At 64.6% G+C, this 7812-nt stretch carries 6 protein-coding genes, 2 pseudogenes and 1 other annotated feature; of the genes and pseudogenes, 6 read left to right on the forward strand and 2 right to left on the reverse strand.

Translation table 11 applies throughout. The annotated features are described in order from the left end of the window. Positions 1-71: 71 nt before the first annotated feature. Positions 72-446, reverse strand: coding sequence for a nuclear transport factor 2 family protein (locus tag A5785_RS21810; RefSeq protein ID WP_005205771.1), 375 nt, complete (start codon positions 444-446; stop codon positions 72-74). 108 nt (positions 447-554) lie between these two features. Between A5785_RS21810 and A5785_RS21815 the strand changes: the two genes are divergently transcribed. Further along, positions 555-1427: a LysR family transcriptional regulator gene (locus A5785_RS21815; protein ID WP_064904688.1), complete on the forward strand. Its 873-nt coding sequence runs from the start codon at positions 555-557 to the stop codon at positions 1425-1427. Between the two features lie 279 nt (positions 1428-1706). Here the strand turns inward: A5785_RS21815 and A5785_RS21820 are convergent, their stop codons facing one another. Then, the gene (locus A5785_RS21820) at positions 1707-2288 is read right to left on the reverse strand and encodes a TetR/AcrR family transcriptional regulator (protein ID WP_005205773.1); all 582 of its coding nucleotides are present in this window, start codon (positions 2286-2288) and stop codon (positions 1707-1709) included. A 103-nt stretch (positions 2289-2391) separates the two neighbouring features. On the opposite strand from A5785_RS21820, the gene A5785_RS21825 reads away from it, so the two are divergent. The 5 genes and pseudogenes from A5785_RS21825 to A5785_RS21850 form a co-directional block, all read left to right on the forward strand. Beyond that, positions 2392-3933, forward strand: a complete 1542-nt coding sequence (locus A5785_RS21825) for a flavin-containing monooxygenase (protein WP_005205774.1) — start codon at positions 2392-2394, stop codon at positions 3931-3933. A 61-nt stretch (positions 3934-3994) separates the two neighbouring features. Then, positions 3995-4825 carry an SDR family NAD(P)-dependent oxidoreductase gene (locus A5785_RS21830; protein WP_065181056.1) on the forward strand — a complete coding sequence of 277 codons (831 nt, stop codon included), beginning with the start codon at positions 3995-3997 and terminating at the stop codon, positions 4823-4825. 204 nt (positions 4826-5029) lie between these two features. Further along, positions 5030-6106, forward strand: a pseudogene (locus A5785_RS21835) (DUF222 domain-containing protein); the annotation flags it as partial. A gap of 51 nt (positions 6107-6157) precedes the next feature. After that, positions 6158-7440, forward strand: a protein-coding gene (locus A5785_RS21845; RefSeq protein ID WP_231895500.1) for an IS3 family transposase whose coding sequence is annotated in 2 segments (ribosomal slippage) — positions 6158-6446 and positions 6446-7440 — 1284 coding nt in all. Because the reading frame shifts where the segments join, the coding sequence is not laid out codon by codon here. After that, positions 6436-6564 (forward strand) — a sequence feature (AL1L pseudoknot). (Overlaps the previous gene by 129 nt.) A 10-nt stretch (positions 7441-7450) precedes the next feature. Further along, positions 7451-7812: pseudogene (locus tag A5785_RS21850) on the forward strand (HNH endonuclease signature motif containing protein); the annotation flags it as partial.

Raw genomic sequence — 7812 nt, forward strand, 5'->3', positions numbered from 1 at the left:
CGGGTGCGGCCCTCGCTCGTTTGTCGATCAACGTCGGAAACTCACATAGGTCCCAGCGGAAGACTGAGCGGTCAGCTCTCCGAGAGCGGACGCGGATCGAATGTCACGCGAATCCGCGTGATCAGGCCGTTCTCGACGTGACTCCAGTTCGCCGTCGGTAGTGATGCGTTGTCGGTGACCAGGTCGAACCACGTGATCGCATCGGCACCGTCCACAACACGCGCGTGCAAGACGAGATCGCGCATCAGGCGCTCCGACATCCCGCGCAGACCGGCAATGCACTCGTCGATTCCGCGTGCCGTCCCCATCACACCGACGAAGTCGACGTCGGGGGCGAGAACCGAACGCAACCGGTCGAAATCGCCTGCGCGCCATGCGTCGAAGTAGGTTGTCGCCGCATCCCTGGTGATCGCCGTATCGGCCTGCGCAGTTGTGTCCACAGTCATCTCTTCTCCCTTTCGAAGCATCGGTCAGTGGGTGTTCGCACTCCAGACTGCTCGGCGGCGATTAATCTGTCCAACATCTATTTCTTATGGCATTTATCATTGCCAGTCATGGAACTGCATCAGCTCCGCTACCTCCTCGCGGTCGTCAACACCGGATCGTTCACCGCTGCAGCGTCGACTCTGCACATCAGCCAGTCGGGTGTGAGCACTCAGATTCGCAAGCTCGAGAACGAACTGGGGATCGCACTGCTGCAGCGCACCACCCGACGCGTGACGTTGACGAGCGAAGGAGAGCGAGTACTGCCCGCCATTCGCGGGGCAGTCGAGGGAGTCGACGCGGTCGTCGCTCTGGCCGACGATCTGCGCGGCCTCACCACAGGGACACTGCGGGTAGGCACCGTGAGCGGACTCACCTGGCAGCCCATCTTCGACGCCATCGCGAGCATGCACCACGATCACCCCGGGGTCGACATCTCGGTCCGTGAAGCCATCTCGACGACGCTCATCGACGGGGTGCACTCGGGCGAGCTCGACGTCGCGATCGCTGCGTGGTCGGGCGAGCCGCCCCAGCACGTGCACACCACAATCATCGTCGACGACGCGCTGCACGCCGTCGTCGCGCGAGATCATCCGTGGGCGACGCGTGCCGATGTGGGACCCGAGGAGATCGCAGGCGCCGACCTCATCTCGCTCACCCGCGGCACCGGCGCCCGCACAGCACTCGACGCCCTGCTGGCACGTGAGCGAGGCGCTCGGGTTCCCCGCTGGGAGGTCGCAACGCCGTCACTTGCGCACATGCTGACCACGCGCGGGCTCGGCGTCGCCGTACTCAGCGAGAGCACCGCAGCCTCGTGGCGAGACACCGTCAGCCTGCCGATCACCGACCCTGCCGCGCGATCCACGCTCGGCATCATCTGGCGCGAACCCCCGTCACCGGCGACCGCTGCCCTGCTCCGCGAGATGCGGCGTCGAACCGGCTGATCCCCGAGGATTCCCGTACGACGAACGCACGACGCAGGCCTTCCACCTGCACCGACGTCGGCGGATCATCAGTAGTCATGGCCGGTCTGATAGTTGTAGCAGTGCTCGTCGTCGTCTTGACGCCCTTGGCTCTGATGTACCGACGGGCGTGCAGGCAGGCTCGGGAGTTTCGTGAATTCCGACGCGCACAAGGGCTCTCGGATCCGAGTCAACGGCCACCGTTCCCGGGAGACCCGACCGGCGGCAACTGGGGTTTCTGGGGTCCCTGATACGCCTGGTTCAGTGCGCCGGAAGATCGGTGAGGGTCGTGACAAGGGCAGGCAGGGACGAGGAAATCACGGCAAGCAGTTGGTCGCGGGTGATCTCCCCGTCGGTGAGCCAGCCGATCGTGACCTCCTCGACAAAGGCGATCCACCCGAATGTCGCCAGTCGGACCGCCGGGGTGACCTCGACGCCGAGCGCAGGCGCGTGATCGAGGATGCGCTCGGCCATCACCGCCCTGGTGCCGTCGATCACGGCGCGCATCGCCGGATCGGTACTCGACGCGCCGCGCAGGAATGCGGTGTAGGCGCTGCGATGCTCGCTGACGTAGTCGACGAACGCTGACAACGAGCTCCACAGGATGGCGAGCGGATCGTCGAGGGTCTCGTCGGGCGCTGTCAGCCGCAACATCTCCTCGCCCTGCGCCTTCGCGATGGCGACGTGAAACTCCTGCTTCGACGCGAAGTAGTGAAACAGCAGTGCGCGCGACACACCGGCGACCTCGGCGATCGCGTCGATGGACACCTCGTCGAGCGGCCGCTCCGACACCATCTGCAGCCCGAGCGCGATGAGCTGGTCGCGTCGGGCCTCCGGGCTCATCCTGGTGCGCTTCGACTGGGTCACAGACACAGTCTAGGCGACTTATTGACCAGCGTTCAATACGCTATTGACTAATGTTCAATAGGCCCCTAACGTGAGGAGCATGACAACGCACAATGTTGAGGTTGCGATCGTCGGCGCCGGGTTCTCCGGCCTCGGCGCGGCGATCAAGATGAGCCAGAACGGCTTCACCGACTACGTCATCCTCGATCGCGGAGCTGACTTCGGCGGCACCTGGCGTGACAACACCTACCCCGGCGCCGCGTGCGACGTCGCGTCGAACCTGTACTCGTACTCGTTCGCCCCCAATCCCGAATGGTCACGCTCGTACTCTCATCAGCCCGAGATCCACCGGTACATCAACGACGTCGCGGATCGTTTCGGCGTGCGCGACAAGGCCAGGTTCGGCGTCGAGGTCACCCGTGCCGCGTGGAGCGAGTCGGACCAGCACTGGCTGATCGACACGGTGCCCGCCGGAACCGACCCCGACTCGTCTGCTGTGACGACGTACCGGGCGCAGCACCTCATCGGCGCGGTTGGGCCGCTGTGCGAACCGAATCTTCCGGACATCGACGGCATCGAATCGTTCGGCGGAACGGTCATGCATTCCGCGCGCTGGGACGACGACGTCGAGCTCTCGGGTAAGCGCGTCGCCGTGATCGGCACCGGTGCGTCGGCCATCCAGATCGTCCCCGAGGTGGCCAAGCGCGTCGCCCACCTCGACGTCTACCAGCGCACGGCGCCGTGGATCGTCCCGCGTACCGAGCGGCCCTACACCCCGGTCGAGCGCTGGCTGTTCAAGAACGCGCCCATCGTGCAGAGCGCCGGTCGCGCGGGGGTGTACGCCTTCAACGAGTTCATCGCCTTCGGTCTGACGCACTCGCGTACCGCGCTCAAGCCCGTCGAACTCGTCGCGCGCGCCAACATCGCGCGCGGAATCCGTGACCGTAAGCTGCGCGACAAGGTCACTCCCCGCTTCCAGGTCGGCTGCAAGCGAATCCTGCGATCGAACGCCTGGTACCCGGCACTTGATCGACCCAACGTCGACCTCGTCACCGACCCCATCGCACGCGTGACGCCGTCGGGCATCGTGACCGCGGACGGCACCGAGCGCGAGATCGACGTGTTGATCGTCGCGACAGGCTTCCACGTCACCGATTCGCCCGTGTTCGACTGCATCGTCGGCGCCGAGGGACGATCGCTCGCCCAGACGTGGGAGACGAACGGAATGCAGGGCTACAAGGGGTCGTTCGTCCACGGCTTCCCGAACATGATGCTGATGGTCGGACCGGCGACCGGACTCGGACACACCTCGATGGTGTACATGATCGAGTCGCAGCTCAACTACCTGGTCGACTATCTCAAAACCGTTCGCGCACAGGGAATCACGCGCGTCGACGTCGACGAGCAATCGCAACGCGGGTACAACACCGGCATTCAGCACGCGCTTCGCAACAGCGTCTGGGTCAACGGTGGTTGCGCCTCCTGGTACGCCGACGACAACGGCAACATCACGACGCTGTGGCCGGGCTTCACGTTCAACTTCCGCAAGCAGACCCGACGATTCGATGTCGCGGCATACGACGTCGCTCGCGATTCGTCGGCGACCGACACCCCGCCCGTGCTCGCGAGCACCCGCGCCTGATCTCGACTTCATCCGCGTGCACGCCGGATCTCGCACGCACCAACACACACAGGAGAACACCATGAAGAACTTTCGCGACAAGGTCGTCGTCGTCACCGGTGCGGGCTCGGGCATGGGCCGCGAACTGGCGGTGAAGCTGGGCCAACAGGGCGCCAAGCTGGCGATCTCCGATGTCAACCCCGATGGCCTCGCCACGACGGAGAAACTCGTCGCCGAGACAGGCGCACCGGTGCACGCCCAACTGCTCAACGTCGCAGAGCGTGAGGCGGTCCTCGAATACGCCGACACGGTCATGGCCCACTATGGCAAGGTCAACGTCGTCTTCAACAACGCGGGCATCGCGCACCACGGCGAGGTCGAGCGCACCGAGTTCAAAGACATCGAGCGCGTGATGGACGTCGACTTCTGGGGCGTCGTCAACGGAACGAAGGCCTTCCTGCCACACATCATCGCGTCGGGCGACGGCCACATCGTCAATACGTCGTCGCTGTTCGGTCTGCTGTCCGAGCCTGGCCAGGCGGCCTACAACTCGGCGAAGTTCGCCGTTCGCGGGTTCACCGAGTCGCTCAATCAGGAGATGTTGATCGCCAAGCACCCGGTGCGCGTCACCTGCGTGCATCCTGGCGGCATCAAGACCGCGATCGCCCGCAACGCGACGGTCGCCGACGATTACGACCAGGCCAACTTCGCCAAGTTCTTCGACAAGTACCTCGCGCGCACCTCGGCGTCGTCGGCTGCCGACACCATCATCAAGGGCGTGAAGAAGAACAAGGCGCGAGTGCTCATCGGCGCCGACGCCATCGTGCTCGACGTCTGGGTGCGCCTCATCGCGTCGAAGTACCAGGGCGTCGTGGCGGGCGTGACCAAGCGGGTCACCACATCGTTCCGCTGACCGCTGTCGTCGTTGCTCAGTTCGTGCGAAAGACGACGTAGTCGACCGCACGAACTGGGCGACGCCCTTCTCTCCGATCGAATTTCTCCGATCGAGCGGTATCCACACGATCGAAATATTGTTCGATTTTTCCTCGACGTTGTCCGTATTGTCGGGTAGTGTAGAACACATATTCGACACGACGTGGGGCGGGGGTGGCGGCACGTGAACAGCAACAGCGATAGTGGAAACGGCCGTGCGCCTTCGGCTTTGGCCACGGCGGCGGTGGGGTCTGCGGATGCGGTGGTGGCGGAGAAACTGTCACGCCTCGCTGCGGTGTTGGATGAGTTGGCTGCCGTGGATGTGTCGTTGGTGTCCGACGACGTGCTCGTCGAAGCCCCGATTGAGGCCGAACGCCTGGCGTTGCGCACCGCGGGCGCGGTCACCGATCGCTTGATCGTGGAAGCGTCTGACCGGGATCTGCCCCACTCGTTGGGTTTCCGCGATATTCGCAACTTCATGGGACAGCGTCTCCATATCGGTGATCCGGCCGCCCGGCATCGGGTGATCGCCGCGACCGGATCGTTCACCACGATCTGCGGCGACCGACTCCCACCGTCGTGTCCGACTTTGGCCGGCTACGTCGTGGAAGGTCGGGTCGCTGGCGCACACGTCCGCGCGGTGTTGGAGGTGTTGGAGGCGATCCCCGGTGAGGTGTCGGCGGAGACGAAAGCTGCCGCCGAAGCACAGATGGCCGGCTACGCGGTCCAGTTCACGCCCGCCGAAATCACCAATTTGGGTTCACGATTGTTGGCGCATCTGGATCCGGATGGGACGCTCACCAACCCGAAAGACCGCAAACGTCGACGCCGCTTGTGGGTGAACCGGCAAAACGCGCAACTCATGTCGCGGTTGACCGCGGATTTGGATCCGATCGCCCGCGCACGCCTCGATGCGGTGCTCGACTCGTGGGCCAAACCCGGCATGAACAACCCCGACGATCCCGACTCACCCGTGGGTCCGATCACCACTGCCAACGCCGAACAGGTCGCGGCGGCGGCGCTGTTGGATCAACGCTCACCCGCCCAACGCAACCATGACGCCTTCTCCGCCCTCCTCGGGCAGGTACTCGAATCCGGGATGTTGGGTAATACGCATCGAGGGTTGCCGATCCAGGTGATCGTCACCACCAGCCTGCACGAGTTGGAAGCACAAGCAGGGATCGCACAAACCACATCCGGAACACTCCTCCCGATCCAAGACGTGATCGAGATGGCCGCCTCCGCCGGTGCCAGTCAGTATGAACCGCCCCGGGTCTGTCGGAGGCTCTCGAACCTGTGAAGGATGGAGAGCATGGCAGCACCACGCAAGTACAGCGAGGAACTCAAGGACCGGGCCACCCGGATGGCATGTGAAGCGCGACGAGATCCCGATTCGTCGAGAGGTGCGATCAAGCGGATCGCCGATCAGCTCGGAGTCCATCCCGAGGCGTTGCGCAATTGGGTTCGTCAGGCCGAGATCGACGGCGGGGTCCGCCCGGGCACCACGAGTGAGGACGCTGACCGCATCGCGGCGTTGGAGCGGGAGAACCGTGAACTGCGGCGAGCGAACACGATCTTGAAGCAGGCTTCGGCTTTCTTTGCGGCGGAGATCGACCGCCCACAGCGCTGATCGTGGAGTTCGTCGCGGCTCACCGCGATGAACACGGAGTCGATCCGATCTGTGCGGCATTGCGCGATACGTCCGCCCAGATCGCTCCGTCCACGGTACGAGCCCACCTGAGCCCCCAGAAGACCGAGGCGCCTCGTGTGGTGCGTGACCGGGATCTCCTTACCCAGGTCCGCGCGGTGCATGCCGACAACCTCGGCGTCTACGGTGCCCGCAAGGTGCATGCCCAATTGCGCAGACAGGGCCATAGTGTTGCCCGCTGCACCGTCGAGCGATTGATGAAAGCCGATGGGCTGCAAGGGATAGCGAGACTCAAGACACGCAAGACCACGCGCAGCGAGGGAGCTGAAACACCCCGGCCGGCTGACCGGGTCAACCGTCAGTTCACCGCGGCGGCACCGAACGCGTTGTGGGTGGCGGACCTGACCTACATCCGCACCCACTCGGGCTGGGTGTACGCGGCGTTCGTCCTGGACGTGTTCTCGCGGATGGTCGTCGGCTGGCAGGTCTCGACCACCATGCACACCGACCTCGCCCTCGACGCCCTGAACATGGGATTGTGGGCACGGTCGCGTGCCGGCCACGACGTGGCCGGGCTGATCCACCACTCCGACCGCGGAGTGCAATACCGAGCCATCCGCTACACCGAACGACTGGCCGAAGCCGAAGCGGTGACATCTGTTGGCTCCAAAGGGGATTCATACGACAACGCGATGGCTGAGGCGTTCAACTCGCTGTTCAAAGCCGAATGCATCCGTAACCCCGTGATGCGCCCGCGAGGCGGCTGGGCAGGTGTGGGCGAGGTCGAGATCGCCGTCGCTGAGTACGTCGAATGGTTCAACCACCGCCGCCTGCACGGCGAGATCGGACACGTCCCACCCGTCGAGTACGAGAGCGCCTACTGGTCGACCCACACCGTCACCAGCTACCGTGAGAACCCGGTCCCCGCAAACGCTGGAACCAACTAACCGAGCCTCCAGCAAACCCGGGGCGATTCACTGCAACCAACCCGCCTCACGGGTGCAGATGCATCACGCCGCGAAAGACTGGGCCGACGGCGGCCTGACCGACATCGACCAGTTGGTGCCGGCGTGTGATGTACACAACCGCAGGGTTGGGCCGAAACCCGGCCAGTTCACCACCCGCATGATCACCGACGGACCCGACACCGGACGGGTTGCGTGGCGACTCAACGCCAAACCCGGCATGCCCACGAATCCCGAACGCATCAACCGCATCGCCGACGTCAAAGCCGACTTCCACGACTACCTCACCGCCGAACACACGAGCAACCAAGCCGCAGCCGCAGCCCGCGCGGGCTGGACAGGCACAGACGCGAC

Origin of the sequence: Gordonia sp. 852002-50395_SCH5434458 (genome assembly GCF_001665905.1) — a bacterium.
In the GTDB taxonomy this organism is placed as follows: Bacteria; Actinomycetota; Actinomycetes; order Mycobacteriales; family Mycobacteriaceae; genus Gordonia; species Gordonia jacobaea.